This is a genomic window from Hydrogenophaga sp. NH-16 (genome assembly GCF_004006415.1).
GTDB classification, from domain to species: domain Bacteria; phylum Pseudomonadota; class Gammaproteobacteria; order Burkholderiales; family Burkholderiaceae_C; genus Hydrogenophaga; species Hydrogenophaga pseudoflava.
Map to the genome: position 1 here is coordinate 2,768,356 of NZ_CP029344.1, position 25,762 is coordinate 2,794,117.

General features: G+C 66.3%; 30 protein-coding genes and 1 pseudogene. 19 read left to right on the top strand and 12 right to left on the bottom strand.

Annotated elements, in window-relative coordinates; genetic code table 11:
* Window positions 1-48 precede the first annotated feature (48 nt).
* From DD542_RS13355 to DD542_RS13370, 4 genes are all read left to right on the top strand, one after another.
* A complete protein-coding gene (locus tag DD542_RS13355) occupies window positions 49-1,026 on the top strand; it encodes a DUF533 domain-containing protein (RefSeq protein WP_127805995.1) in 978 nt (325 codons plus the stop codon).
* Window positions 1,013-1,393: a hypothetical protein gene (locus tag DD542_RS13360; protein WP_127805996.1), complete on the top strand. Its 381-nt coding sequence runs from the start codon at window positions 1,013-1,015 to the stop codon at window positions 1,391-1,393. The genes DD542_RS13355 and DD542_RS13360 overlap by 14 nt, the downstream gene beginning before the upstream one ends.
* A complete protein-coding gene (locus tag DD542_RS13365; protein WP_127805997.1) occupies window positions 1,390-1,968 on the top strand; it encodes a VTT domain-containing protein in 579 nt (192 codons plus the stop codon). The genes DD542_RS13360 and DD542_RS13365 overlap by 4 nt, the downstream gene beginning before the upstream one ends.
* Before the next feature lie 83 nt (window positions 1,969-2,051).
* Window positions 2,052-2,561 (top strand): hypothetical protein, encoded by a 510-nt coding sequence (locus tag DD542_RS13370; RefSeq protein WP_127805998.1) that lies wholly within the window; start codon window positions 2,052-2,054, stop codon window positions 2,559-2,561.
* Window positions 2,562-2,576: 15 nt separating this feature from the next.
* On the opposite strand, the gene DD542_RS13375 is transcribed toward DD542_RS13370, so the two are convergent.
* Entirely contained in the window at window positions 2,577-3,734 is a 1,158-nt protein-coding gene (locus tag DD542_RS13375) for an iron-containing alcohol dehydrogenase (protein ID WP_127805999.1), read from the bottom strand.
* A 113-nt stretch (window positions 3,735-3,847) separates the two neighbouring features.
* Here DD542_RS13375 and DD542_RS13380 point away from each other — a divergent pair, with 113 nt between their 5' ends.
* Both DD542_RS13380 and DD542_RS13385 read left to right on the top strand, forming a co-directional pair.
* Window positions 3,848-4,834 carry an alpha/beta hydrolase gene (locus DD542_RS13380; protein ID WP_127806000.1) on the top strand — a complete coding sequence of 329 codons (987 nt, stop codon included), beginning with the start codon at window positions 3,848-3,850 and terminating at the stop codon, window positions 4,832-4,834.
* A 1-nt stretch (window position 4,835) separates the two neighbouring features.
* Window positions 4,836-5,705: a YbgC/FadM family acyl-CoA thioesterase gene (locus tag DD542_RS13385; RefSeq protein WP_127806001.1), complete on the top strand. Its 870-nt coding sequence runs from the start codon at window positions 4,836-4,838 to the stop codon at window positions 5,703-5,705.
* 13 nt (window positions 5,706-5,718) lie between these two features.
* Here the strand turns inward: DD542_RS13385 and DD542_RS13390 are convergent, their stop codons facing one another.
* Complete coding sequence (locus tag DD542_RS13390) at window positions 5,719-6,546, bottom strand: NRDE family protein (RefSeq protein WP_127806002.1); 828 nt, start codon at window positions 6,544-6,546, stop codon at window positions 5,719-5,721.
* A 128-nt stretch (window positions 6,547-6,674) separates the two neighbouring features.
* A complete protein-coding gene (locus tag DD542_RS13395; protein WP_127806003.1) occupies window positions 6,675-7,610 on the bottom strand; it encodes a folate-binding protein YgfZ in 936 nt (311 codons plus the stop codon).
* 70 nt (window positions 7,611-7,680) lie between these two features.
* Here DD542_RS13395 and mltG point away from each other — a divergent pair, with 70 nt between their 5' ends.
* From mltG to DD542_RS13435, 8 genes are all read left to right on the top strand, one after another.
* Window positions 7,681-8,688, top strand: a complete 1,008-nt coding sequence (mltG, locus tag DD542_RS13400) for an endolytic transglycosylase MltG (RefSeq protein ID WP_347232077.1) — start codon at window positions 7,681-7,683, stop codon at window positions 8,686-8,688.
* Between the two features lie 6 nt (window positions 8,689-8,694).
* Window positions 8,695-9,384, top strand: a complete 690-nt coding sequence (gene tmk / locus DD542_RS13405) for a dTMP kinase (RefSeq protein WP_079365848.1) — start codon at window positions 8,695-8,697, stop codon at window positions 9,382-9,384.
* Window positions 9,381-10,412 (top strand): DNA polymerase III subunit delta', encoded by a 1,032-nt coding sequence (locus tag DD542_RS13410; RefSeq protein ID WP_127806005.1) that lies wholly within the window; start codon window positions 9,381-9,383, stop codon window positions 10,410-10,412. The genes tmk and DD542_RS13410 overlap by 4 nt, the downstream gene beginning before the upstream one ends.
* A 43-nt stretch (window positions 10,413-10,455) precedes the next feature.
* Complete coding sequence (locus DD542_RS13415; protein WP_066160247.1) at window positions 10,456-10,824, top strand: PilZ domain-containing protein; 369 nt, start codon at window positions 10,456-10,458, stop codon at window positions 10,822-10,824.
* A gap of 67 nt (window positions 10,825-10,891) precedes the next feature.
* On the top strand, window positions 10,892-11,692 hold the full coding sequence (locus tag DD542_RS13420; protein ID WP_127806006.1) for a TatD family hydrolase: 801 nt from the start codon (window positions 10,892-10,894) through the stop codon (window positions 11,690-11,692).
* Window positions 11,693-12,373 carry an ankyrin repeat domain-containing protein gene (locus tag DD542_RS13425; RefSeq protein WP_306292794.1) on the top strand — a complete coding sequence of 227 codons (681 nt, stop codon included), beginning with the start codon at window positions 11,693-11,695 and terminating at the stop codon, window positions 12,371-12,373.
* 111 nt (window positions 12,374-12,484) lie between these two features.
* On the top strand, window positions 12,485-12,973 hold the full coding sequence (locus DD542_RS13430) for a tripartite tricarboxylate transporter TctB family protein (protein ID WP_066160241.1): 489 nt from the start codon (window positions 12,485-12,487) through the stop codon (window positions 12,971-12,973).
* A gap of 19 nt (window positions 12,974-12,992) precedes the next feature.
* Window positions 12,993-14,504: a tripartite tricarboxylate transporter permease gene (locus DD542_RS13435; RefSeq protein ID WP_066160238.1), complete on the top strand. Its 1,512-nt coding sequence runs from the start codon at window positions 12,993-12,995 to the stop codon at window positions 14,502-14,504.
* A 69-nt stretch (window positions 14,505-14,573) separates the two neighbouring features.
* Here DD542_RS13435 and DD542_RS24215 read toward each other — a convergent pair whose 3' ends face one another.
* Window positions 14,574-14,702 (bottom strand): hypothetical protein, encoded by a 129-nt coding sequence (locus tag DD542_RS24215; protein WP_277750655.1) that lies wholly within the window; start codon window positions 14,700-14,702, stop codon window positions 14,574-14,576.
* 320 nt (window positions 14,703-15,022) lie between these two features.
* On the opposite strand from DD542_RS24215, the gene DD542_RS13440 reads away from it, so the two are divergent.
* On the top strand, window positions 15,023-15,679 hold the full coding sequence (locus DD542_RS13440; RefSeq protein ID WP_127806007.1) for a ParA family protein: 657 nt from the start codon (window positions 15,023-15,025) through the stop codon (window positions 15,677-15,679).
* A pseudogene (locus DD542_RS13445) lies at window positions 15,633-16,406 on the top strand (IS5 family transposase); the annotation flags it as partial. The gene DD542_RS13440 and the pseudogene DD542_RS13445, both read left to right, overlap by 47 nt.
* Before the next feature lie 263 nt (window positions 16,407-16,669).
* Here DD542_RS13445 and DD542_RS13450 read toward each other — a convergent pair.
* The 3 genes from DD542_RS13450 to DD542_RS13455 are packed head-to-tail and all read right to left on the bottom strand — an operon-like array spanning window position 16,670 to window position 18,758.
* Window positions 16,670-17,308, bottom strand: coding sequence for a TauD/TfdA family dioxygenase (locus tag DD542_RS13450; RefSeq protein ID WP_241559551.1), 639 nt, complete (start codon window positions 17,306-17,308; stop codon window positions 16,670-16,672).
* The gene (locus DD542_RS24000) at window positions 17,254-17,514 is read right to left on the bottom strand and encodes a TauD/TfdA family dioxygenase (protein WP_241559552.1); all 261 of its coding nucleotides are present in this window, start codon (window positions 17,512-17,514) and stop codon (window positions 17,254-17,256) included. Before DD542_RS24000 ends, DD542_RS13450 begins: the two co-directional genes overlap by 55 nt.
* Window positions 17,511-18,758 carry a CoA transferase gene (locus tag DD542_RS13455; RefSeq protein ID WP_127806008.1) on the bottom strand — a complete coding sequence of 416 codons (1,248 nt, stop codon included), beginning with the start codon at window positions 18,756-18,758 and terminating at the stop codon, window positions 17,511-17,513. The genes DD542_RS24000 and DD542_RS13455 overlap by 4 nt, the downstream gene beginning before the upstream one ends.
* A gap of 218 nt (window positions 18,759-18,976) precedes the next feature.
* Between DD542_RS13455 and DD542_RS13460 the strand changes: the two genes are divergently transcribed.
* The 3 genes from DD542_RS13460 to DD542_RS13470 are packed head-to-tail and all read left to right on the top strand — an operon-like array spanning window position 18,977 to window position 21,977.
* Window positions 18,977-19,771: an IclR family transcriptional regulator gene (locus DD542_RS13460; protein ID WP_241559553.1), complete on the top strand. Its 795-nt coding sequence runs from the start codon at window positions 18,977-18,979 to the stop codon at window positions 19,769-19,771.
* Between the two features lie 30 nt (window positions 19,772-19,801).
* The gene (locus DD542_RS13465; RefSeq protein ID WP_056272141.1) at window positions 19,802-20,563 is read left to right on the top strand and encodes an enoyl-CoA hydratase-related protein; all 762 of its coding nucleotides are present in this window, start codon (window positions 19,802-19,804) and stop codon (window positions 20,561-20,563) included.
* Window position 20,564: 1 nt separating this feature from the next.
* Complete coding sequence (locus DD542_RS13470; RefSeq protein ID WP_164868396.1) at window positions 20,565-21,977, top strand: MmgE/PrpD family protein; 1,413 nt, start codon at window positions 20,565-20,567, stop codon at window positions 21,975-21,977.
* Window positions 21,978-22,001: 24 nt separating this feature from the next.
* Here the strand turns inward: DD542_RS13470 and DD542_RS13475 are convergent, their stop codons facing one another.
* The 5 genes from DD542_RS13475 to DD542_RS13495 are packed head-to-tail and all read right to left on the bottom strand — an operon-like array spanning window position 22,002 to window position 25,759.
* Entirely contained in the window at window positions 22,002-22,811 is an 810-nt protein-coding gene (locus DD542_RS13475; RefSeq protein ID WP_127806011.1) for an enoyl-CoA hydratase-related protein, read from the bottom strand.
* Between the two features lie 31 nt (window positions 22,812-22,842).
* Window positions 22,843-23,241 carry a DUF1330 domain-containing protein gene (locus DD542_RS13480; RefSeq protein WP_127806012.1) on the bottom strand — a complete coding sequence of 133 codons (399 nt, stop codon included), beginning with the start codon at window positions 23,239-23,241 and terminating at the stop codon, window positions 22,843-22,845.
* 31 nt (window positions 23,242-23,272) lie between these two features.
* Window positions 23,273-24,064 carry an alpha/beta hydrolase gene (locus DD542_RS13485; protein ID WP_127806013.1) on the bottom strand — a complete coding sequence of 264 codons (792 nt, stop codon included), beginning with the start codon at window positions 24,062-24,064 and terminating at the stop codon, window positions 23,273-23,275.
* Between the two features lie 44 nt (window positions 24,065-24,108).
* A complete protein-coding gene (locus DD542_RS13490; RefSeq protein ID WP_127806014.1) occupies window positions 24,109-25,341 on the bottom strand; it encodes an acyl-CoA dehydrogenase family protein in 1,233 nt (410 codons plus the stop codon).
* A 16-nt stretch (window positions 25,342-25,357) separates the two neighbouring features.
* Complete coding sequence (locus DD542_RS13495) at window positions 25,358-25,759, bottom strand: Zn-ribbon domain-containing OB-fold protein (protein ID WP_127806015.1); 402 nt, start codon at window positions 25,757-25,759, stop codon at window positions 25,358-25,360.
* Window positions 25,760-25,762: the final 3 nt, after the last annotated feature.

The following is a 25,762-nucleotide window of genomic DNA, read 5'->3' on the forward strand; positions in this document are numbered from 1 at the left end:
AGGGGTTGCTCTACAGTGCTCCGAGTCATCTACAAAGGAATACGTTCCATGGATCTGAAAGAACAGCAAGCCATCCTCACCATCGCCCTGCTCGCCGCCTTTGCCGACGGCGACAAGGCCGACAGCGAGCGCGAGGCCGTGCGGCGCCTGGCGGAGTCGCTGGGCCGCGAGGCCGGGGGCGCGGCGCTGGCGGGTTTGTATCAGGATGTGCTGCTCAAGCGGGTGACGCTGGCCGATGCCGTGGCCGCCCTGGGCGACCCGGCCCAGCGCCAGCTGGCCTACGAGATGGCGGTCTGCGTCTGCGACGCCGACGGGCGGCAGAACGCAGCCGAAACGGCTTTTCTCTCGGACCTCAAGTCGCGCCTGGCCCTGGACGCGGGCCGCGCCCAGGCCTTCGAACAGGAGGCCGACGCGGTGCTCACGGCCGCGGCTGCCGCAGCACCAGTGAGCGCGCCGGTGCCGGCACCCGCCCAGACGCCGCAAGGCGCACCCGCCAGCGACCCTGCCCGAGAAGCCGCCCTGGACAAGACCATCCTGAATGCGGCCCTGCTCAACGGCGCGCTGGAACTGCTGCCGCAGTCCTGGGCCTCGATGGCCATCATCCCGCTGCAGGTGCGCATGGTCTACAACATCGGCCGCGCCCACGGCATCGAACTCGACCAGGGCCACATCAAGGAGTTCATCACCACTGTCGGCGTGGGCCTGACCTCCCAGTACGTGGAGCAGTTCGGCCGCAAGCTCCTGGGTGGCCTGCTGGGCAAGGTGGCCGGTCGCACCATCGGCGGGATCGGCGGCGTGGCCACCGGCATGGCGATGTCGTTTGCCACCACCTATGCGCTCGGCCAGGTGGCCCGGCGTTATTACGCCGGCGGTCGCGTCATGAGCACCGCCCTGCTGCAGCAGACCTTCCAGCAGCTGCTGACCCCGGCCCAGCAGATGCAGAACCAGTACCTGCCCCAGATGAAGGACCTCTCGCGCACGCTGGACATGGGCAAGGTGCTGGGGATGGTGCGTGGCCAAGCCTGACGGCTCACCACGCCTGGTGCGCTGGCCGCGCCGGCTCGCCGTGGCGGCGCTGGTGGTGGGCGTGCTGCTGATGAGCGTGTTCGCCTGGCGCGCCTGGCGCCAGCACGACTACCAGACGCGCCTGGCCGCAGGCGAGATCCAGGTCGAGACGCTGCGCGGCTGGATGACTCTTTCTTATATAGAGCGGGTGCATGGCGTGCCGGAGGCCCAGGTGCGCGAAGCGCTGGGCCTGCCGGCGTCCGGCGGCGACGACCTCAGCCTTCACGACTGGTTCGGCGCGCAAGGCATCGACCCGTTGGAGGGGCGCAAGAAGGTCGAGGCGCTGATTCTGGCGCGCCGGTCGGCGCTGCAAGGGCCGGGACAGTGAGCGACCTCAGCGGAGCGCTGCTGACGGCCTTGATCAACCAGGGCCAGTGGCTGCTCGCCTCCGTGCTGTTCCTGGCAGCGCTGGGTGTGCCGCTGCCGGCCTCCATGCTGCTGCTGGCCGCCGGGGCCTTTGCCCGTCAGGGGGTGCTCGAACCCGCCACTTCGGCCGCAACCGGCGTGGCCGCCGCCGTGACCGGAGACATGGGCTGTTACCTGGCGGGGAGGTTGATGGGCCAGCGCCTGCCGCTGTCTTGGCGCTCCGGCGCAGGCTGGCAGCGGGCCTCCGATGCGTTTGGCCGGCATGGCGGGTGGGCGGTGCTGCTGACCCGTTTCCTCCTGACCCCGCTGGCGCTGCCGGTGAACCTGCTGGCGGGCAGCACCCGGCTTCCCTTGCACCGGTTCCTGCTGCCGGTGATGGTGGGGGAGGTCATCTGGGTGGCCCTGTTCGGTGGGCTCGGCTACGTGTTTGCCGATCGTTGGGAATGGGTGAGCGCCTGGGCGGAGGACTCGGTGGGCCTTCTGCTGGGCGGGCTGCTCGCCGCCGCGGGTTTGTGGGGGCTCTGGCGCCTGCGTTGAGCTTTCGCACGGGTGAATCGGGCAGAATCCGGTCGCCTGAAGATGCTTTCGGCACCCCATCACCCAAGAGAAGGATTCCTCCGATGACCAAGCCCCTGCGTTTCCCGCTGATCGCCGCGACCCTGGCCGCCTCCGCATTGCTTGCCGCCTGTGGTGGTGGTGACGATGATCCATCGGTGGAGGGAGACAGCTCCGGCGACGTGGTGGCGAAGTACATCGGCACCTGGGAGTCGGACTGCTACGCCGACAGCGGCGCGTCCGCCAAGGTCCGTGCCGACTTCACCAAGACCTCGGCCACCAGCTTCAGCGGCAACGTGGTCGCCTACGGCTACATCGGCAGCTCCTGCTCCGGCCCCAGCGTCAAGGACGAGAAGGTGCTGACCAACCTGTCGATGAACCACGCCGGCACCAAGGCCATCTCCGGTGTGACCGCCGACAAGTTCAATGGCGCCGCCGACCAGGGCAACGGCAAGCTGGTCATGTACACCGACGGCAGCACGCTCCAGCTGGGCGACGTGGACGCCAGCAAGGACGCCGAGGGCTACCCCAACAGCTTCTACGAAAGCCGCTACACCCTCAAGCGCCGCAACTGACGCGGCGGGCGGGCCTCACATCGAGGCCCGCAGCATGTCCCGGTAGTCTTCCGCGCTGGCCAGCCGCGGATTGGTCTTGTGGCAGTGGTCCGCCAGCGCACCCTGGATCACCCGGTCGAACAGGTCCTCGGTCACACCCAGCGCCGCCAGCCCTGCGGGCAACCCCAGCCGGGCGTTCATCGACCGGATCGCCTCGCCCAGCCGCTGCGCCGACCCCGCCGCATCGCCGTCGTCCGGCAGGCCCATGGCATGGGCCATGCGCTGCAGGCGCCGCTCCTTCTGCACACTCTCGGCGCCCGCGTTGAAGGCGATCACGGCGGGCAGGAAGAGGGCGTTCAGGGTGCCGTGGTGCAGCCTCGGGTTCACGCCGCCCAGGCTGTGGCTCAGGCTGTGCACGCAGCCCAGCCCTTTCTGGAAAGCCATCGCGCCCTGCATGGACGCGCTCATCATGTTCAGCCGCGCCTCCCGGTCTTGCCCATCGTTGGTCGCGCGTTCGATGTGTGACCAGCCACGCTGCAGGCCATCGAGCGCAATGCCGTCGGCCGGCGGGTTGAAGGCCGGCGCCATGAAAGTTTCCATGCAGTGCGCGATCGCGTCCATGCCGGTGGCGGCGGTCAGCAGCGGTGGCAGGCCGAGCGTGAGCGACGGGTCGAGGATAGCGGTCTTGGGCACCAGGTGCCAGCTGTGAAAACCCAGCTTGCGGCCGTCGTCGACGATGACGATGGCGCCGCGCGCCACCTCGCTGCCGGTGCCGGCCGTGGTCGGCACGGCGATCAGCGGCAGCACGGCCGGGGTGATCTTGGGCGAGCCGCCTTCGATGGTGGCGTAGGTCTTGAGCGGGCCTTCGTGGGTGGCGGCGATGGCCACGCCCTTGGCGCAGTCGATCGAGCTGCCACCGCCCAGGGCGATCAGGCCGTCGCAGGCGCCGGCCTTGCAGGCCAGGACCGCTGCGCGCACCGCCGCCTCGTTCGGGTTGCCCGGCGTCTGGTCGAACACCGCCACCGGCCAGCCGGGCAGGGCGGCCAGCGCCCGGTCCAGCAGGCCTGCGGCCTTGACGCCCGCGTCCGTCACGATCAGCGGCCGGGTGATGCCCGCCCGGGTGCATTCGGCGGCCAGCTGCGCCAGCGCGCCGTCTTCGATCAGGATGTTCGTCACATACAGAATTTGCGCCATGGCCTGTCTCGCTCGTTGTGTGGAATGGCGAAAACTATACGGGTGCAGGACAGGCCCACCAAGGTCGCGCAGTGGGCAGCGGGTCACGCAAAAGACAGCCACAATGCCGGCCCATGTCGCATCACCATCCCAATCCCCGGTCGCTGCTCACGCCCGCCATGCGCGGACTGATCGACCGCATCGCCCGCGCCGGGCACCCGCCGCTGCACGCCCTGAGCCCGGACCAGGCCAAGGCCGCCTACGCCGCCGGCGCGGGTGTGGTGGACATCCCGTCGCACAAGCTGGCGCGGGTCGAGGACCTCGTGATCCCCGCGCGCGATGGCTTTGAGCTGCCGGCGCGCCTGTACGCGCCCGCCAGCGAACAGCCCCTGCCGGTGCTGCTGTACCTGCACGGTGGCGGTTTCACCGTCGGCAACATCGCCACCCACGAGCCGCTGTGCCGCCACCTCGCGCACCTGGCGCACTGCGCCGTGGTGTCGCTGGACTACCGGCTGGCGCCCGAATGGAAGTTCCCCACCGCGGTGCACGACGCCTGGGACGCGCTGGCCTGGCTGCGCGACAAGGCCACGTCCTTGGGGCTGGACGGCACGCGCATCGCCGTCGGCGGGGACAGCGCTGGCGGCACCCTGGCCGCGGTCACCGCCATCGCCGCGCGCGATGCCGGCTGGCCGCTGGCGCTGCAGCTGCTGTTTTACCCCGGCACCGCCGGCCACCAGAACACGCCCAGCCACAAGACCTTCGCCCACGGCTTCATCCTCGAAGAGCCGCACATCAGCTATTTCTTCGGCCACTACCTGCGCGATCCGCAGGACCGCGACGACTGGCGTTTCGCACCGCTGGACGGGGTCGACGAGACCGGCCAGGTGCGCGATCTCGACGACTTGGCGCCCGCCTGGATCGGCCTGGCCGAATGCGACAGCCTGACCGACGAGGGCGTGTTGTACGCCGACCGGCTGCGCATGGCGGGTGTGCCGGTGGACCTGGAGATCTACGCCGGCGTGGTGCACGGCTTCATCCAGTTCGGCCGCGCGATTCCCACGGCCCTGACCGCCCACAACGACGCCGCCCGAGCGCTGCGCCATGCTTTCGGAGACCAATGACATGCCACAGCTGACCCGCGCCGACTTCCGCTTCTTCCACCGCCTGCGCGTGCGCTGGGCCGAGGTGGACATGCAGAAAATCGTTTTCAATGCCCACTACCTGATGTACTTCGACACCGCCATCACCGACTACTGGCGGGCGGTGGCGCTGCCCTACGAAGAGTCCATGCACCGGCTCGGTGGGGACCTCTACGTCGTCAAGGCCACGGTGGAGTTCCACGCCTCGGCGCGCATGGACGACCAGATCGACGTGGCCATGAAATGCAGCCGCATCGGCACCTCGTCGCTCACCTTCACCGGCGCGATCTTCCGCGGCGACCAGCACCTGATCTCGGGCGAACTGGTCTATGTGTTCGCCGACCCGGCCACCCAGACATCACGCCCGGTGCCGCAGGCACTGCGCGACACCCTGATGGGCTACGAGGCCGGCGAGGCGGTGGCGGCGGTCCGCGTCGGCGACTGGGCCACGCTGGGCACCGACGCGCGGGCGGTCCGCACCGAGGTGTTTGTCGACGAACAGCAGATCCCCAAGGACCTGGAGCAGGACGCGGCCGACGCCACTGCGGTGCACGCCGTGGTCCACAACCGCCTGGGCCAGGCGGTCGCCACCGGGCGCCTGATTCCCACCGGCACGCCGGGCGTCTCGCAGGTGGGGCGGTTGGCGGTCAAGCGCGTGCTGCGCGGCGGCTCGCTGGGTCGCCAGGTGCTGCAGGCCTTGACCGAGGCGGCCCGTGCGCGCGGCGACCGAGAGGTGCTGCTGCATGCGCAAAGCAGCGCCATCGGCTTCTACGACCGGCTGGGCTGGCAGCGGCGCGGGCCGGCGTTCGAGGAAGCCGGCATCCCGCACCAGGAGATGTTCCTGCCGCTGTGAGCGGCGCGGCCGCTCAGGCCAGGCGCAGCCGGCGCGGCTGGGTGTCGGTCCAGCGGTGCGGGCCGGCCGGCGGCGGCGTGTGGGTCCACTCGGTGAAGTCGGCGCTGAAACCCTGGTCATGGCGCGCCACGCTCAGCAGCAGGCTGCTGCGGGTGCCGTAGCCACGGTCGGCCATGTCGACGAAGGGGCTGGACAGCGCGCGCTCCAGCTCGACGGGCACGCCGGTGTTGGGCAGTTCGGCCGGCGGGCGGGTGTCGCGGTCGGCCAGCGCGGCCACCAGCGACGACGGCGTGCCCGGCCCGGCCGCGAGGGCCTCGTCCAGTGCCTGCTTCAGCCGCAGGGTTTTGGACCAGGGGGTGTCGAGCGCCGCATTGGAAAGGCCGTAGACGCCCGGCGCCAGCCGCCGGTGGTGCAGGCGGTCGGTCTGTTCTTCATGGGGTTGGGCCGGGTCGCGGTTGCTCACCCAGGCCCAGAAACCGCTGGCCAGATCACCGACCACTAGGTTGAAGCCGCCGTAGTCGGCTGCGGTCACGCCGGACAGCAGCGCGTCCCAAGAGTTGCCGGACTGCAGCCAGCGCGTGGTCAGCTCACCGCGGCTGCGGCGGCCCGGGCCGGGGTTCGCGCTGCGCACATTGGTCAGCATGGCCACCCGGCCGGCTTCGCTCATGCCCAGCCAGGTGCCGCCGTCGCGCAGATCGCGACCCGCGACGACACCGGTGCCGTCGGGCAGGGCCCAGCGGTGCAGCGGCTCGGTGGGCCGCTCAAAGAACTCGTCGCGGTTGGCCGCCAGCAGCAAGGGCCGGGCCGGGTCAGTGCCGATGGCGAAGGCGATCAGGCACATGGCGTCCCGCACAGCGGCGGAGCGTGGGGGGGGAGGGGAATCCGGCGCCGGGCCGCCCCAAGCCGGATTCGCACCCCCTCGGGGGGCAGCGACCCGCGCAGCGGTGGAGCGTGGGGGCCCATGTTCCTTCAAACATCTGCCAGCAGCGGGTAGGGCAGGGGCTGCAGCGTGAGCAACGGACCATCGGCGGCGCCCAGGTGCAGCGCGCCGCCTTCGGTCGCACTGGTCTGCATCGACACCATGGCGCTCCAGCCGCCCGCGGGCGAGGCCGCCGCAGCGACCACGGTGCCACAGGGCTGGGACGGGTCGCTGTCGTGGAACACCTCCTGGCCAGCTGCCATGGGTGCATCCCCGAACACCGGGTAGGCCCGGCGCTTGAGCGTGCCACGGAACTGGCTGCGCGCCACCACCTCCTGGCCGGGGTAGCAACCCTTCTTGAAGTTCACGCCGCCGACCGATTCCATGTTCACCATCTGCGGCACGAAGGCCTCGACCACCGGCTGGCTCAGCAGCGGCACACCGGCCACCACGTCCAGCCAGTCCCAGGCAGCGCCGTCGAGCGCCGGGCCGGCGGGCGGTTCCACCCCGGCCGGCGCAACCCAGAGGGCACGGGCGATGCTGTCGGCGGGATACAGGCGCACGAGCTGCGCACCGTCGGCGTCCAGCTTGCTCCAGGGCGCTGCGGGCAGGGCGGCGGGCACCGCGTCACCGGCCAGACCGCGCAACTGGAACTCGGCACTCGCATCGCTGAGCTTGACCTTGGCGCGCAGCACGAACATGGACAGGCGTTTGAGCGTCGCCGGGAGCAGGTCGGCATGGCACACGAGCAGGATCTCGTCGTGCGTGCGCTTGAAGCCGATGAAGCTGGCCAGCAGACGGCCTTTGGCGGTGCAGAACCCGGCCAGCCGGGCTTCGGACAACCCCAGCAGGGAGAAGTCATTGGTCAGCTGGCCGTGCAGGAACTTGGCGGCCTCTTCGCCCTGGGCGCGGATGACGCCGAGCCGGGGCAGCAAGGCCACGCCGCGCAGGGCGTTGGCGGGGGGGGATTCGGGGGCTTGGGACATGATCGGTCGATTATCATGCGCCGTCCTGCGACCCGCCCCGGCGTCCGCCAAGCCCCCATTTCCTGCTGTGATACGACTGCTCTCCCGGCTCCTGCTGTTGACACTTCTGCTGGCCGGGCTGCTCGCGGGCGCTGCCTGGTGGTGGCTCGGTCAGCCGCTGGTGCTGCCCGCCACCACCACCGCCGAACAACCGCTGGCCGTGGAGATCCCGCCCGGAGCCTCGGCACGGGGCGTGGCCAGCGCGCTGACCGGCGCGGGCGTTCAGGCACCACCGCTGCTGCTGCAAGCCTGGTTCCGCCTGTCGGGCCAGTCGCGCGCCATCAAGGCCGGCATCTATGAAATCCAGCCCGGCGCCACGCCGCGCAGCCTGCTGAGGCAACTGGTGCGGGGTGAGCAGGCGCTGCGCAGCCTGACGCTGCTCGAAGGCTGGAACTTCCGCGAACTGATGGCCGCAGTGCGCGCTTCACCCGACCTGACCCAGGACCTGGAAGGGCTGGATGGCGCGGGCATCATGGCCAAGATCGGCTATCCGGGGCGCCACCCCGAAGGCCGCTTCTTTCCGGATACCTACCGCATGGTCCGCCAGGCCCCTGCGTCCAGCGTGCTGAAACAGGCGGCCCAGGCCATGGAGCAGCGGCTGGCCCAAGCCTGGGAGCAGCGCGACCCGGCGACCCTGCTGCGTTCGCCCGACGAGGCGCTGATCCTGGCCAGCATCATCGAGAAAGAGACCGGCACCGAGGCGGACCGCGCCATGGTCGGTGGCGTGTTCAACAACCGCTTGCGCATCGGCATGCGCCTGCAGACCGACCCGACCGTGATCTATGGCCTGGGCGAACGCTTCGACGGCAACCTGCGCAAGATCGACCTGCAGACCGACACCCCCTACAACAGCTACACCCGTGCCGGCCTGCCGCCGACGCCGATCTCCATGCCCGGCTGGGCCTCGCTGCTCGCGGCGGTGAAACCGGCCGACACCCGGGCCCTGTATTTCGTGGCGCGTGGCGACGGCAGCAGCCAGTTCAGCACCAACCTCGACGAACACAACGCGGCGGTGCGCAAGTTCCAGCTGCAGAAGTGAACCACCATGAGTCCTGAAGCAACCGTCTCGCGCGGCCTGTTCATCAGCTTCGAAGGCATCGACGGTGCCGGCAAGTCGACCCACATCGAAGGGCTGGCCAAGGCCTTCCGGGACCAGGGCCGCACCGTCACGCTCACGCGCGAGCCGGGCGGCACGCCGCTGGCCGAAAAGCTGCGGGCCATGGTGCTGGGCGATCCGATGGACCCGCTGACCGAATCGCTGCTGGTGTTCGCGGCGCGGCGCGACCACCTGGTCACGGTGATCGAACCGGCCCTGGCGCGCGGCGAGGTGGTGTTGTGCGACCGCTTCACCGACGCCACCTTCGCCTACCAGGGCGGAGGACGGGGCTTTGACCTGGAGGTGTTGGGCACTCTGGAGCGCTGGGTGCAGACCACATCCGCCTCAGTGAGCGGTCTGCGCCAGCCCGACCTGACGGTCTGGTTCGACCTGCCACCCGAAATCGCCGCCGCCCGCCTGGCCGACGCCCGCATGCCCGACCGCTTCGAAGCCCAGCCGCTCGAGTTCTTCCGGCGCGTGGCGGCCGGATACGCCGCCCGCGCCGAGGCAGAGCCGGCGCGTTTCGCCCGCATCCAGGCCGACCAGACCCGCCACCAGGTCTGGCAGCAACTGACCGCGACCTTCGTGCGCCGCGGCTGGCTGTCCATCATGGTGGCCACCAACAGCGGACCGGCATGACCAACGCCTTGGACGCCCCCTGGCTGCTGAAACAGCGCGAACGCCTGCTGGCGCAGCGCGGCCACGCCTGGCTGCTGCAGGGCCCCAGCGGTCTGGGCCAGTACGCGCTTGGCCTGTCGCTGGCCCAGGCCTGGCTGTGTGAACAACCCACCGCCCACGGCGCTTGTGGGATCTGCGAGAGCTGCCACCTGGTCGGCAGCCGCTCGCATCCCGACTTGGTGGTGCTTATGCCCGAGACCGAGATGCTGGCGCGGGGCTGGCCGCTGTCCGAATCGGCACAGAAAGAAGTCGACGACAAGAAGCGCAAGCCCAGCAAGGAAATCCGCGTCGAGGCCATGCGCGACATGGTGGCCTTCGCGCAGCGCACCAGCGCGCGCGGCCGCGGCACGGCGGTGCTGGTGTACCCGGCCGAGCGCATGAACACGGTCACAGCCAACGCCTTGCTCAAGACCCTGGAAGAGCCGGCCGGCGACACCCGGTTCGTGCTGGCCAGCGAGTCGGCCCATCAGCTGCTGCCTACCATCCGCAGCCGCTGCCAGGCCCACGCCTTGGTCTGGCCCTCGGACGGCGAGGCCATCGCCTGGCTCCAGGCGGGGGCCCAAGAGGCTGGGTTGAAAGAGGTCGGTGAGGCCGAGGCCCGGGCCTGGCTGCAGGCCGCCGGAGGGCGGCCGGAAGATGCCCTGGCCTGGGCGCAGTCCGGACTGACCGCCGCCCGCTGGTCGCAGTTGCCCCAGGCGCTGGCGCGAGGCGACTGGGCGCTGGTGTCGGACTGGTCCGCCCCGCAGCAGCTGGCCATGCTGCAGAAGCTCTGCCACGACCTGATGTCGGTGGCGGCCGGTGCGGCGCCGCGGTTCTTTCCCGCCGACTGCCTGCCGCCGGCGCCTCGGTGGGCTGTGCTGGCACGCTGGTCCAAAGCGCTGACCGAAGCTGCACGCACGGTCGAACACCCCTACAACGCAGGCCTGATGCAGGAAGCCTGGGTGGCGGCCACGCGACAGGTGCTCACGCCCCGCGCTGCGCGCGCCTGACGAGCCGATTGACCCACGCCATTTGCCGCTAAACTTGTGCGCCATGAGCACCAGCCCGAGCCAGCCTGCCTCTTCACGCCCCAGCGTGATCCAGCTCTCCATCAAGGAGAAAGCGGCTCTCTACGCAGCGTACATCCCGCTGTTCACCGACGGGGGCATTTTCATTCCCTCGTCCCGTGACTACCGGATCGGTGACGACGTCTACGTGCTCCTGAGCCTGCCCGACGATCCGCAGCGCTACCCCGTCGCCGGCAAGGTGGCCTGGGTGACGCCGGCCAAGGCGCAAGGTGGTCGCACCCAGGGCGTGGGCATCCGTTTTCCGGCGGACGAAAAATCCCGTCACCTGAAGATCAAGATCGAGGAAATCCTCGGTTCGGCGCTGGCCTCCGAGAAGCCGACACAGACGATGTGACCGTCGCAGGCGCCGGTCCCCCCTTCTGTTTTCCGCCTTGTCCCGGGCACCGCCTGCGGCCACCGCCATGTTCACCGACTCCCACTGCCACCTCAGCTTTCCCGAACTGACCGAGCAACTGCCAGCCATCCTGCAGGCGATGCAGGAGGCACAGGTGGACCGTGCGCTGTGCATCTGCACCACGCTGGAAGAATTCGACGCGGTGCATGCCCTGGCCCGCGACCACCACCAGCTGTGGGCCACGGTCGGCGTGCATCCCGACAACGAGGGCGTGCAGGAGCCCACACTGGACGACCTGCTGGCGGGCGCGGCACGCAAGAAGGTGGTGGGCATTGGCGAGACGGGGCTGGACTACTACCGGCTCAACGGCCGCAGCGTGGCCGAAATGGAATGGCAGCGCGAGCGGTTCCGGGTCCACATCCGCGCCGCGCGGCAGACCGGGCTGCCGCTGGTGATCCACACCCGCAGCGCGTCGGACGACACCCTGGCGATCCTGCGCGAGGAGGGCGGCTTCGCAGGCGGCGCATCCGGTCCGGTGTCGCAGGGGGTGTTCCACTGCTTCACCGAGACGGCGGAAGTGGCGCGGGCCGCCCTGGATCTGGGTTTCTACATTTCCTTCTCCGGCATCCTGACCTTCCGCAACGCGGCCGATTTGCGGGAGGTCGCGCGCTTCGTGCCGATCGACCGCATTCTCATCGAGACCGACAGCCCCTACCTGGCACCGGTGCCGCACCGCGGCAAGACCAACAACCCGTCGTATGTGCCGCATGTGGCCCGCCAGATCGCCGAGATCAAGGGGCTGGAGGTCGAGGCTGTGGCCGAAACGACGAGCCGGAACTTCGAGCAGTTGTTTGACCGGGCGGTCTGAATGCTGATGCTGAACATGAGGAAATTTAAAAAGTACATTGTTTTCAATGTATTTTTCATGTTTTTCAGTTTAGGATTTGCAGGCTCATTCGAAGACTTCTTCAAAGCAGCCGAGCTGGACAACGAGTCGGCGGTGGTGGCGCTGGCGTTGCGCGGCTTCGATCTCAACAGCCAGAACGAAAAAGGCGATTCAGGCCTTCATGTCGGAGCGCGCGAAGGCTCGCTGAAGGTGGTGAGCTTCCTGCTGACCCAGCGTGCTGTCCGTGTGGAGCTGCACAACCGCCAGGGAGAAAGCCCCCTGATGATTGCCGCCATCAAGGGGCATCTGGACATCGCCCGCCAGCTGATCCGGCGCGGTGCCGAAGTCAACAAGCCCGGATGGACGCCGCTGCACTACGCGGCGTCGCGGGCCGAGCCCGACAGCGCCGACATGGTTCGGTTGCTGCTGGAACACCACGCCTACATCGACGCGGAGTCGCCCAACCGTTCCACTCCGCTCATGCTGGCTGCGATGTACGGCAACCGCGATCTGGTGCCCTTGCTGCTGGAAGAGGGGGCCGACCCGTCGTTGCGCAACGACCAGGGACTCACCGCCGTCGACTTCGCCCGCCGCGCCGAGCGCGATGACCTGGCCGAGCTGATCGCCCAGAGACTGCGGCAGCGCCGCGCTCCGGGCCGGTGAAATACCGCCCGTCGCATCAGCGACTGCCGCCTCATCCGTAGGTGTAACCCACATGGGGATCGGGACGAATGCCCCCCAGAATCGCCATGTTCTTATTCCGAGGAGACAGCCGTGGCGATAGCCAGTCAAAAAGACTTTGTTTCGGGACTCATGTTCATGACCGTGGGCGGTTCATTCGCCTGGGGTGCGGTGGACTACGAGATCGGTGAAGCCGCACGCATGGGACCGGGGTACTTCCCCTTCATGCTCGGCCTCCTCCTGGTTTTGCTGGGTGCACTGGTCACCTTCAACTCGTTCAAGTCCGGCCCTCCGGGAGGCGACAAGATCGGCGCCATCGCCTGGAGACCTCTGGCCTTCATTCTGGGTGCCAACCTGCTGTTCGGCGCTTTGCTGGTGGGGCTGCCCTCGCTCGGCATTCCGGCATTCGGCCTGATCGTGGCCATCTATGGTCTGGTCATCATGGCCGGCTATGCCCGTGAAGGCGCCAAGCTCAAGGAGTCGGTGATTCTCGCCACCATCCTCGCCATCGGTAGCTACCTGGCCTTCGTGAAGATGCTGAACCTGCAGTTCCCCGTGCTGCCCTGGTTCCTGGCCAACTGAACCCGAGGAGAACAACAACATGGATCTGATCAACAACCTCGCTCTGGGCTTTGGCGTTGCCTTCACCTTCCAGAACCTGATCTACGCCTTCATCGGCTGCCTGCTGGGCACGCTGATCGGCGTGCTGCCCGGCATCGGCCCGCTGGCCACCATCGCCATGCTGCTGCCGGCCACCTATGGTCTGCCGCCGGTGGCCGCACTCATCATGCTGGCCGGCATCTACTACGGTGCGCAGTACGGTGGCTCGACCACGGCCATCCTGGTGAACCTGCCAGGTGAGTCGTCGTCCGTGGTGACTGTGATCGACGGCTACCAGATGGCGCGCAAGGGCAGGGCAGGCCCTGCACTGGCCGCGGCCGGTCTGGGTTCCTTCTTTGCCGGCTGCGTGGGCACGCTGATCCTGGCGGGTTTTGCTGCGCCGCTGACCGAGCTCGCTCTGGAGTTTGGTCCTGCCGAGTACTTCGCGCTCATGATCGTGGGCCTGATCGGCGCGGTCGTGCTGGCGTCGGGCTCTCTGGTCAAGGCTCTGGCGATGATCGTGCTGGGGCTGCTGCTCGGCCTGGTCGGCACCGACGTGAACTCTGGCGTGGCCCGTTACAGCTTCGACATTCCGGAGCTGACCGACGGCATCAGCTTCCTGGCGATCGCCATGGGCGTGTTCGGCTACGGCGAAATCATCCAGAACCTGTCGCACCCGGACGAAAAGCGCGAGGTGTTCACCGGCAAGGTGCAGGGCATCATGCCCACGGCCGAAGACTTCAAGAACATGTTCCCCGCCGTGCTGCGCGGAACCGCGCTCGGGTCGGCCCTGGGCATCCTGCCCGGCGGTGGTGCGCTGCTCTCGGCCTTCACCGCCTATACCATCGAAAAGAAGACCAAGCTCAAGCCCGGAGAAGTGCCGTTCGGCCAAGGCAACATCCGCGGCGTGGCCGCGCCGGAGTCGGCCAACAACGCCGGTTCGCAGACCTCCTTCATTCCGCTGCTGACGCTGGGCATCCCCCCCAACGCCGTGATGGCGCTGATGGTGGGCGCCATGACCATCCACAACATCCAGCCCGGCCCGCAGGTGATGACCAGCAACCCCGAGCTGTTCTGGGGCCTGATCGCCTCGATGTGGATCGGCAACGCCATGCTGGTGATCCTGAACCTCCCGCTGATCGGTATCTGGATCAAGCTGCTGACCGTGCCTTACAAGTGGCTGTTCCCGGCCATCGTGCTGTTCTGTGCGATCGGCGTGTACTCGACCAACAACAACAGTTTCGACATCTGGATGGTGGCGCTGTTCGGTCTGATCGGCTACGGCTTCATCAAGCTCGGCTGCGAGCCGGCGCCGCTGCTGCTGGGTCTGATCCTGGGCCCGATGATGGAGGAGTACCTGCGGCGCGCGCTGCTGATCTCGCGCGGCGACTGGTCGGTGTTCGTGACCCGCCCGCTGTCGGCCAGCCTGCTGGTGGTGGCGGCTATCCTGCTGATCGTGGTGCTGATGCCGTCGGTGAAGAAGAAGCGCGAAGAAGCGTTTGTTGAAGACTGATACAGCTCCACTCGTTGGAGCAGGAACCCCGGTCAGAAGCCTGGCCGGGGTTTTTTTCTTGGGACCGGATCAGCCTGGTAGCTGGCGCCCAGCCCAGGCCAGCACCTGCCAGAACGCCACGACCGGCGAAAGGACGCAGGCCCAGAACACGAGGAACTCGATGACCATGGCAACGTAGTGCTCGACCGTGGACAGCATGATGTTTCCTTGCGGGCGGTGAATTCAGATGAACCAAGGGTTCTGCCGAGATGTGAGATCCGTCACAAATCTGCTGATGACTCCAGTGCGGTTGCCCAACGGCAGACTTGAAGCCGTTCGCGTGGCGCAGCGTAACAAGTGTTTCTAGATGCAATGCGCCTCCAATATTCTACGATGTATATTGTTGTCAGTAGATAGCATTACTTAGCACAACTTTAACAGCAAATAAGGTACTACGTACCTATTTTGATGACGTTCGTACGCAGGCAAAAAGTATTGGTTTTCTCTGAACTGGTTCAACCCCGTTCAGCGAGGATCAAATGCTCACTCTTTCGGTTGTCGCCACCAAAGGCGGCGTAGGCAAAACCACCCTCTGTGCCAACATCGGTGGGTTTCTGGCAGACATGGGATACCGTGTTCTGCTCATTGACGCGGACATTCAGCCCGCGCTGACCCGGCACTTCCAACTCTCCCACGTCGCAGAACATGGCCTGACGACCATGATTCAGAGAGGCGTGCTGGCCGATGACTGCATCAGCCATGTGTGTCTCCCTCCTGAGAACTTCCGAGGGGACGCCTCGGTCCTGAACGTTCGGGGCGGGTTCCTGCATCTGGTGCGCTCAGACACCCAGCGTTTTGACGAAGACCGGGGTGTCTTTACCTATGACAGTGCGTTACAGGACTGGCTGTCCAACCGGCTGGATCGCCTGGTGCGTATCCGCCTTGCGATCAGAAACGAAGCCGTTTCCTCGAAGTACGACGTAGTAATCATCGACACCCAGGGTGCCGTTGGTCATCTACAGGACGCTGCTGTCAACGCAGCCGACATGCTGCTGATTCCGGCCAAGCCAGACATTGTTTCCGCAAGGGAGTTCATTAGCGGGTCGTTGCTGCTGATAGACCGCCATGAATCGGCTGGCAACATGGGATATGCTGCGCATGTACTTCGTGCAGCACTGGTTCAACCTTGCCGATGAGGCCTGCGAGGAGGCGCTGCTGGACAGCACGGCGCTGCGTCGCTTCGTAGGCATCGATCTGGGACGAGAGCGCGTGCCCGACGGCACGACGCTGCTGAAGTTCCGCCGACTGCTGGAGAAGCACGAACTGGGACAGGCGCTGTTTGCCAAAGTAGGTCAGGTGCTGCAGGCGCGAGGCTTGAAGCTGGGCACCGGCACCACCGTGGACGCCACCATCATCGGCGCGCCGAGTTCAACCAAGAACGCCGACAAGCAGCGCGACCCCGAGATGCACCAGACGCGCAAGGGCCAGCAGTGGTACTTCGGGATGAAGATGCACATTGGCGTGGACAGCCGCAGCGGGCTGGCGCACAGCGCCGTGGTGACAGCGGCCAACGTGCACGACAAGCATCCTCTGCCCGATCTGCTGCACGGCAACGAGCGGCGCGTCTATGGCGACAGCGCCTATGCCAGCCAGAAAGCGCTGATCGGCTCCAAGGCGCCGCTGGCGCGGGACTTCACGAACGAGCGCGTGCGCAGGGACGGTGAAGTTGACGAAGCCAAGCGCGCGAAGAATCGCAACAAGTCCAAGGTCCGCGCCCGCGTCGAGCACGTCTTCGCGGTGGTCAAGCGGCTGTGGGGGTTCACCAAGGTGCGCTACCGCGGGTTGGCCAAAAACGCCACTCGATGCTTCGTGGCTCTGGGTCTGGCCAACATCTATCTGGCGCGCCAGCATCTGGTGGCATGAGTGCGCCCGCAATAGGTGCCCTGCGTACCTGCCGGGCTCAAAAGGTGCCTCCTCGCACCGCGTTCGGGGTACTTCAGGGCTCCGACCCCTCAATGCGAAATCACAGAGCACCGTCCTGCTGAAAACAGCGGCTTGTTCAGCGTAGCCTGATGGGATGGACTCCCCCGTTTGTTTGCGCGAGAAACGCGCAACGCGTCTGGGCCACTCGTTTCTTCGGAAACAGCGTCCCTGATACGTTCGATGAGCACTTTTTCAACGGCCTGCTAGTGACGAGGCCGGTCACCCGCTAACGTGATGCGGTGCATGACCCGGCGGAAGCCGTGGTAATCGTTGACCGGGTAGTGGTGCGTGCAGCGGTTATCCCAGAGCGCCAGGGAACCCACCAGCCAGCGGAAGCGGCAGGTGAACTCTTCCTTCTTCTGGTGCGTGAATAAAAATTGCAGCAGCGGCGCGCTCTCCTCTTCGGTCATGCCGGCGAAGCGCGCGGTATGGGCGCAGTTGACATACAAAGCCTTGCGACCGGTTTCCGGATGGGTGCGTACCACGGGATGTTCGGCCTCGTAATGGGTGTGCTGGTCAGCGCGACCGGCTTCGGCCAGACGGTCTTCGCGGGTGCGTGACACATCTGCCTTGGCCGAGGTGTTGACCGCCACCAAGCCGTCGAGCAGCCGCTGCATCCCCTCCGACAAGGCCTCATAGGCCAGCACCTGGTTGGCAAACAGCGTGTCACCGCCGTAAGGCGGCGCTTCGCGCGCCAGCAGCAGCGTGGCCATCGGAGGCTGCTCCAAGTAGGCAGTATCGCTGTGCCAGACACCGCCAAAGTTGACTATTTCGTGCGCCAGCTTCTTCACTTCGATGATGACCGGAAAGCCCGGGATGCCGCTGACAAATGGGTATTCCACCGGCGTGCCAATGGCCTGGGCGAAGGCGCCAGGAACTGCCCGGGCGTCAGCGGCTGGTCGCGGAAAAAGATGACGCCATGCGCCAGCCACGCACTACGCAGCGCCGCCAGGTCATCCTGGCGCAGCGACCGGGACAGGTCAAGCCCGGAGATTTCCGCACCCAGCGCGCCGGCCAGCCGGGTCACGGTCAATGCCGGGGCACTCATGCTGACAACTCCGCATCGGTGAGGAACGGAGCCGCTGCGCCACTGCCCAGCAAGGACGCCAGCGCGCTGGCATCAAAGCCGCATTCGCGCAGTCCCGATTCGGTGTGCTCCCCCAGCCGCGGCGCGGGCGCCAGCTTGCTGACGTCGTAACCCACCCATCGCGCCGGCGCGCCAAAGGTGCGCATCACCCCTTCGCTCGGGTGCTCGACCTGGCGGAAGAAGCCCACCGCCGCCAAGTGCGGGTCATCCAACAGTGATTCGACGGTGTTCAGGGGCACCGCCGGCACATCGATTTGTTCGAACAGCGCCATCCAGTGCGCGGTGCTTTGCACGCGCAGCGTCTGGCCCAGAAAGCCGTACACCTCGTCAATGTGGCGGGTTCGACTGGCCAGGTCGGCGAAGCGCGGATCGACCCGCAGATCGTCACGCTCGATGGCGTGCAGAAAACGCTGCCAGTGGCCGTCGTTGTAGACCAGCGCGCAGATGTAGCCGTTGCTGGTTTCGTAGGGTCGGCGCCCGGGCGACAGCAGCCGCACATAGCCGGTGTCACCACTGGGCGGCTCGAAAGTGCGCCCGTAGAGGTGGTCCGACAGCACCACGCTGGCCATGGTTTCGAACATCGGCACGTCAATGCGGCAGCCGCGTCCGGTGCGCTCGCGCCCGTACAGCGCCATGGCCACGCTGTGCGCCGCACGCAGGCCGACCATGCGGTCGGCAATCGTCAGCGGCACGTAGCGCGGCTCGCTCGCCCCGCTTTGCTGCTGCAAGGCGGCAATGCCGACCGCGCCCTGGATCAGGTCGTCATAGGCCGGGCGGCCAGCGTAGGGACCGTCCTCGCCGTAACCGTACACGCCACACCAGATGATGCGTGGATTGATCATCGAGATGCTCTCGTAGTCCAGCCCGAGCCGGGCGATGGAGGCCGGGCGCAGGTTATGCACGAAGACATCGGCGCCTTCGATCAGGCGCCGCATCGCGGCCGCGCCCTGCGGCGATTTGAGGTCGAGCGCCACGCTGCGCTTGTTGCGGTTCAGGTGCAGGAACAGCGGACCCATGCCGGGATGGCGTCCGGGGCCAATCCAGCGTGTTGAGTCGCCCTCAGGAGATTCGATCTTGATCACGTCCGCGCCATGGTCGCCCAAAATCTGGGTGGCGTAGGGGCCCATCAGTACCGCGCTGAGATCAATTACCCGCACGCCCGACAGCGGCCCCGCAAGTGCCGCCTGGTCTTGTTTATTCGTCATATGTGTCTCCTCCGGTCAAGTCGGGGCCTCCTCCAAAAAGCGCTGCCAGTAAAACCCGATTGACGGCTGTACATGCTAACGCTATTCTTATATTGAATCAGTAATTCCGATATCAGAACCTTCAGGGACCCCATCCAATGCCCATGTCAACAGCATCACGGCGGGAGCGAACGGGTGTCGCACTCGGTGCAGACGGGTCGCCCATGGCAGTGACACGCGTGCTGCGACTGCTGCGGATACTGGCCGACCACCCTGCCGGCTTGGCCCTGACCCCGTTGTGCCTGGTCTTGAATGCACCGAAGACCAGCGTACTCTCGCTGTTGCGCGGTCTCACGGTGCATGGCTACCTGCAGCGCAGCAATGATCTGTATGAACTGGGCCCCGAGGCGTTCTCGCTCGGGGCATCTCTGGTGTCGGCCCGCTCGCTCGACGTTGTGGCCCTGCCCTTCTTGCGGGAGGCGGTGGCGCGATCCGGCGAGACCGCCCTGATCGCCAGAATCGACCGCACCGCAGATCGGCTGGTCTACAACCCGATCATCGAGAGCACCCGCGCGATTCGATACGCCGTGCCAGTCGGCACGACACGGCCGCTGTTTGCCTCGTCCGCCGGGCGTGTGCTGCTCGCGTTCCAGGACGAGGCCTGGCGGCGTGACTACCTGCGCCGGGCTGATCTGCGGGCCATGACCGAGCACTCGGTCACCGACCCGGCGCAACTGGCGCGCCTCATCGAGGCGGCCCGGCTGAGCGGGCTGGCGGTCACATTCGGCGAAGTGACGCCCGACGTGGCCGGCTTTTCAGCCCCGATCTTCGAACCCGATGGGCGCGTGAACGCGGCGCTGATCATCGCAGCGCCGATCGAGCGCGGTCGCGCCGTCGCCGATGCGCTGCAGCACCTGGTGATGGAACTCGCCGCAAGCATCTCGGGGGCGCTCGGCTACCGTGCGGGACCGGAATCGCGTGAGGTGGCAACGAATCAAACCAGACCAATGCCCCAGACCCGCCGCTCGCGGTAATAGGCACAAACTTCAAAAGGAGACACCCCCATGAACAATGAACTGCTTTACGAAGTGAACGACGGCATTGCCGTCATCACCATCAACCGGCCCGAGCGCCGCAATGCGCTGAATCGCGCCGTGCGCGAAGGCTTTTTTGAGGTCTGGCGCCGCTTCGAAGCTGACGGGCAGGCGCAGGTGGCCATCCTCACCGGCGCCGGTGACAATTTCTGCGCCGGCATGGACCTGGTGGAAGCTGCAGACACTCAACTGCGCATCCCGCCAGCGGGCTTCATCGCCGTGCTCGGCGACAACATCGAGGTCACCAAGCCCGTCATCGCTGCCGTGCAGGGCTATGCCTATGCAGGCGGTTGGCTGCTCTCGCAGATGTGCGACCTGTGCGTGGCCGACGAAACCGCCAAATTCGCCATCACGGAGGCCAAGGTCGGGCGCGGCATGCCGTGGGCCTCGCCGGTCATCCACATGCTGCCGCAGCGCATTCTGATGGAAGTCGCGATGACCGGCGACCCGCTGACAGCGCAGCGCGCCTACGAACTCGGCTACATCAACCGCCTGATGCCCAAGGGGCAAGCATTGCAAGGGGCCAAAGAGCTGGCGACCCGGCTCATGGCCAATGCGCCACTGACGGTGCGCGCGGCCAAAGAAATGGTGCGCCTGTCCACCGAGATGGGCCGCACCGCTGCGCTGCGCGCCTCCAACCGAGCGTTTGATGCCGTCTACCTCAGTGAAGATGCCCTGGAAGGCCCGCAATCTTTCCGGGAAAAGCGCAAACCGGTCTGGAAGGGGCACTGAAATGAGCATGACCACAACCAGAAAACCCGCACCGTCGTCCGCTATCCAAACCGCTGACATCACGGGGGAACTGGCCGCGCGCTGCGCTGCCCTGTGCTACACCGATCTCCCGGAGGACGTGCGCCTGCGGGTCCGGCAATGCCTGCTCGACTGGATCGGGGTGACGCTGGCTGGCGCGTGCGAGCCACTGGTTCACATGCTGGCCGAAGAAGCCCGTGAACAGGGTGGGCATGCCCAGGCCACCGTCGTCGGGCACGCCATGACGACCTCCAGCCGGCAGGCGGCATTGATCAATGGCTCGGCCTCGCACGCACTCGACTATGACGACGTCAACATGGCCTGCACCGGCCACCCCTCGGTGGTCCTGATCCCGGCCTTGCTCGCCCTGGCCGAATCGCGCGGCGCCAGCGGACGCGACTTCATGACGGCCTTCGCCGCCGGCTACGAAACCATGTGCCAGTTGGGGTTGGTGTGCGGCGACGCACATTATTCCAACGGCTTCCACACCACAGCCACGCTAGGCACGCTCGGTGCGGCCGCCGCCTGCGCACGCTTACTGCAACTCGATGCCGACGACACCGCGGCCGCGCTGGGCATCGCCAGCACCATGGCGGCTGGGCTGAAATCGATGTTCGGCACCATGTGCAAACCCTTGCATGCCGGGCGGGCGAGTGCCGACGGCCTGCAGGCGGCCCAGTTGGCCGCACGCGGCTTCACCAGCCGTGCCGATGCGATTGAATGTCCGCAAGGCCTCATCGCCACGCACGGCGGCACGGCGGCGCTGGAGACCGCCCTTACCGCACCGGACGGCGGCTGGCACTTACGCCACAACCTTTTCAAGTTCCACGCCGCCTGCTATGGCACCCATGCTGCTATCGAGGCGGCGCGCAGCTTGCGCCTGCAACACGCGCTGCGACCCGATGACGTGCTTCGCGTGACGGTGCGTGTCGGCGCCGCCAGCGAGGGCGTGTGCAACATCGCCGAGCCGCGTACCGGGCTGGAGGCCAAATTCAGCCTGCGCCACACGGTGGCGATGGCGCTGGCGGGGGTCGACACCGCCGGACTGGACTCGTTCAGTGACGAGGCCGTGCGCGCGCCTGAGGTAGCGGCCCTGCGTGAGCGCGTGCAGGTCTTGCTCGCGCCCCAATGCCCGGGACTCACACTGAGCGAAGTAGTGATCGAGACCCGGAACGGCGCCGTGCTGCGCCAGCGCCACGACAGTGGGCGCCCGGCCAGCGACCTGCTGGAGCAGCAGCAGCGCCTGGAAGAAAAGTTCCGTCGCCTGGTCAAGCCCGTGCTTAACCTTGCCGAGAGCGACGAACTGGTCGATCTGGTGGCACTGCTCGACGAGCTGACAGACCTCTCGCCGCTGGCCGGCATGCTGGCGCGCCCGGCGTGTGACTGCTCACATTGATGGGGGGCGCGGGCTGATGGAAACTTATGGGGGTTGGTTGAAACGCGGCTTTCTCTTTTCCATAAATGCCTGAAAGCCTTCCACCTGATCTGGCGAGCCCATGGTGGCCAAGACAGCGCGCCGCTCCTGGGCAATGCCCTCTGCAAGAGTTTTCTCTCCGGCACCAACAACACACTGCAGGACACCCGCCACGGCTGCGGAAGGTTTTTCGGCGAGCTCGTGGGCCAGCGCATCGGCTCGCTGAAACAAGTCTTCCAGAGGCCAAACTTCGTTGACGAGACCCATTTTCAACGCCTCTGGTCCAGAAATCATTTTCGACCGGAGAATCATGTCCAGAGCGTTGCCTCGCCCTACACAGCGCGTCAACCGGGCCGACCCACCCCATGCCGGGACCGTGCCCAAGTCAAGTTCGGGCAAACCCATCTTCGCACCTTCAGTGGCCGCCAGTCTGAAGTGGCACGCCAGGGGCAGCTCCAGCCCCCCGCCAAGGCAGTACCCGTAAAGCACTGCAATCACGGGCTTGGGGAGATTTTCGATCGCATCCAGAATCCGCAGACGTTGGTCAAAAAACGCGCCCAGTCCTCCCGCACGCTCAACCCCCTTCGGAAGCTGTTTCAGATCCATACCCACGGAAAAATTTTGTGATCCAGTTCCCCGAATCACTATCGCACGAACACCTGGGTCGATAGATACACGGGAAATTTCTAACTCGAGGGCATCCATGAATGCCAGACCCATTCGGTTCCATGGAGGATCGTTGATGATGAAAGTTTCTACCGCACCCACGCGTTGTATATTTAAAGGCTGCACTTCTGCACTGTTTTTGTCCGGCATCGCGATTCCTCGTCGTTTCCTGTCTTGATGGTCAGTTCTCTACCGTGGCGATCAGCCTGGCATCCTCCACCGCAGCGGTACGGTGCACCGCTGCCGCTTGGTAGTCGGGCATTCTCAGCATGGCAGAAAATGCTGCGATGCTGGGGTAGCGCACCAGCAAAACCTCGTCCCAGCGCTCATCCTTCGGGCCAATGATCGAGCCAAATGCCTGGCCGCTGTAAACCAGCGCGCCGCCCACCTCGGTCACTTTTTGAACGGCCATGGCCAGGTAGAGTGAGTAGGCCTCCTTGCCGGTGCAATCGATACCGTGATCGGCATACAGAGCACGGGCGCGGAAACTCAGCAGATTGAGCATGCAGATGGGCACATTTTTGGGAATCTTAGCCAAAATTGCCGACAGGTCTTCCCTGGCAGGGTTAACGGTTTTCAATGGATGCTCCTCGTGAATGCAGACATGGCGTTCAACCCATCCGGCCGATCAGTCGCTGCAACTGCTGCAGGGTTTCGCCGCGTGCACGCTGCTGCGGGTGGTGTCCCACACCTGACAGCGCAATCACTTCGAGCGCCATGGTCCCATGCTCGAACAAGGCCATGGCGCTGGGCCGCCAGCCATATTCATCCTGGTTGCCAAACAGGGCTGAAACGGGGCAGCGTATGGCAGCGATCTCCGCGCTCATGTTCCATTCCAGCGCCTTGGGACTGGCCCAGGGCTTGTACCAGCCCCAGAACATCGCATCCGTCCCTCCGCCATGGTGGCGCTGAAGTTTTTCGCGCAAGCCTTCATGCTCGTAAGCGCGCCGCGCACTGCCCATGGCATCGACCATGAATGGATCAATGGCGATGGTCGGCGAGCAGGCCAGCACGCCGCACACCACGCCGGGATGCGCCGCAGCCGCCAGCACCGACATGGCACCACCATCGCTGTGACCGAACATCAGCGCCTTGTCTATGCCGAAGTGCCGCAGCACTTCGCCAAACACCGGCCCCGATTCCTCGCGCCGGTAGCTGGGCTCGCGCCCACCCACCAGACTCTCGGATCGCCCATAACCATACCGGTCATAGGCCAGCACCGGCCAGCCGCTGGCTTCGACCAACACCTGAGGCAGGTCTTTCCAGGTGGTGATGCAGTCCAGCCCGCCGTGCATCATCACGATGGTTGGCTGCCCGTTGCCCACATCACCCCAGGTGGTGGCGGCCAGCCGATGGCCTCCCGCAAACAGTTCGTGTTCCTTCATTTCGTGCTTTTTCATCATGTCAATCTGTCTCCTGGTTGCGCCTTGAAGGGGATCGGCACAGCCTAAAGATCGGCCTGCCCGGTCAGCAGTTGCCGCGCGATGGTGCGGCGCTGGATTTCGCCCGTTCCGTCGGGGATACGCATCACGCGCGCGAAGCGGTAGCCTTCTTCCAGCCGCAACTCGTTGGTCAGGCCCATGCCACCGTGGATCTGGATGCTGCGGTCCATCACGCGCCCGAGCATCTCGGTGGAGAAGGTCTTGACCATGCTGACCTGGGCGGTCGCGCCACGGCCGCTGTCGAGGCGCCAGGCACAGTTCTGGATCATGGTTTTGGCGGCGTAGATGTCCATGGCGCTGTCGGCCAGCATGAGCTGGATCGCCTGGTGCTCGGCAATTGGCACGCCAAAGGTCTTGCGCACCTTGGCGTAGTCCACCGCCTGATCCAGCGCCCAGCGCGCCAGCCCCAGGCACGAGGCCGCCATGCCCATGCGCCCGGCGTTGACGCCGTCCATCGCCACCGCCAGGCCGCGCCCGACTTCGCCGAGCCGGTGGTCGTCGCGCACGCGCACGCCGTCGAGCACAATGACGCCGGTGTCGCCGCCCAGGTGGCCCATGGTGTTGATGATGCGCGGCACGGAAAAACCGGGCACGCGCGTGTCGACGAAGAAACCGGTGACGCCGCCCTTGTGGCGCGCCGCGGCTTCGGGGTCGGTCAGCGCGAACACCATGGCGTAGTCGGCATAGGGCGAGTTCGTGATCCACTGCTTGGTGCCAGTGAGCACCCATTCATCACCGTCACGCAAGGCGCGGGTTTTCATGCCGAAGGCATCCGAGCCGGCATCGGGCTCGCTGAGGCCAAAGCACAGGGTCTTGTCGCCGCTGGCGATGCCGTCACGGTATTGCTCGAAGACGTCAGGCTTCAGGTGCCGCAGCACCGGCGACAGACCGTTGGTAAAGGGCGACGGCAGCACCACCGTCTGCACCAGCGGCTGGGCCGGGCCGACGCGGTGGTTGAGCACCTCCTGCACATGGGCCATGACCTGCGCGCCCTGCCCGCCGCCACCCAGTTTTTCGTCGCCGAAGAGGGTGTAGAAGCCCAGTTCGGCGGAGCGCTTGCGCACCTGCTGGCGCAGCGCCAACGCTTCGGGCGCATAGCGACCGCTGGCGTCGAACAGGGTGCGTTCGCTGCCCAGCAACTCGTGGTGGCGCTGCTGCAGCGGCAGCACTTCGCGCTCGACGAAGCGCAGCACCGCCTCGGCAATCGCCACGGTGTCGGGATCGATGGTGAAGTCCATGCGGGAAACCTCGTTGTTACAAGAGCCGAAACTTCGGCAGCGTGACCTCGTCGGTCACATCGTCGTACTGCACCGTCACGCGCTGGCCGATGCGCACCGCCTCCACATCGTCGGTGACGATGTTGGTCATCATGCGTGCGCCTTCGTCGAGGTCGATCACCGCCACCACGTAGGGGGTATCGGCCTTGAAGGCCGGGCCGGCTGGCCGGCGCGCGATGGTGAAGCTGTAGATGGTGCCGGTGCCGCAAGCATCGACCCATTCGACCGCGTCGGAATGGCAGTGCGGGCACAGGGCGCGCGGATAGAAATGGTGCTTGCCGCAGGCAGTACAGCGCTTGATCGTCAGGCGGTGCCGCTTGAGGGTATCCCAGTAGGGGCGGCTTTCGCCATCGATAACGGGCAGGGGTTTGTCGTACATGAT